Here is a 758-nt window from a genome sequence, read left to right on the forward strand (position 1 = left end):
GGCGAAAAAGTCCTGGTGCCGGTGCTGTACCTGGCCAACGCCAACAACCGCCTCGCCGCCAACGGCGCATTGATCCAGGGCAGCGATGTGACCCTGATCGCGGGCAAAGACCTGAACAACGCCGGCACCCTGCGCGCCAGCCAGAACCTGGAGGCAACGGCCAAAAAAGACCTGGTCAGCAGCGGGCTGGTGGAGGCCGGGGAACGGTTGGACTTGCTCGCCACCAATAACCTGACCAACAAGGCGGGGGGCATCATTGCCGGGCGAGACGTAACGCTCAGCGCCACGAACGGCGACGTCGTCAACGAGCGCACGGTGACCTCCCACGACAGCAGCGTCGGCGACTACAGCCACGCGCGCGACTTCGTGGACAGCGCCGCCCGCATCGAAGCCGCCAACAAACTGGTGATCAACGCCGGGCGCGACGTCCTGAATACCGGTGGTGTATTGAAAAGCGGTGGCGACATGACCATCGATGCCACGCGCGACGTCAGCATCACTGCTGTGGAAGAGCGCCACTCCGACAGCCGTACCGACTTCCTCAACTCGAGCATCACGCAACACGGCGCCGAGGTCATTTCCGGTGCGGGTCTGACAATTGATGCCGGCCGCGATATTGCGGTGGTCGCGAGCAAGCTCGACGCCAAGGACGACGTAACTCTCGAGGCCAAACGCGATGTGTTCTTCGGTGCTGCCGCCAACGAAGAGCATTCCTATTTCAAGGACAAAAAAGAAACCCGTCAGGAAGACCACGTCAG

1 protein-coding gene is annotated in these 758 nt (G+C 62.1%); it reads left to right on the plus strand.

The genetic code is table 11. The features are described 5' to 3' along the window. Positions 1 to 758, plus strand: a 758-nt coding sequence (locus AC07VO_RS29880; RefSeq protein WP_192351936.1) for a hemagglutinin repeat-containing protein, incomplete at both ends; no start/stop codon positions are given.

Source organism: Pseudomonas sp. GW821-FHT03E01 (assembly GCF_059420765.1).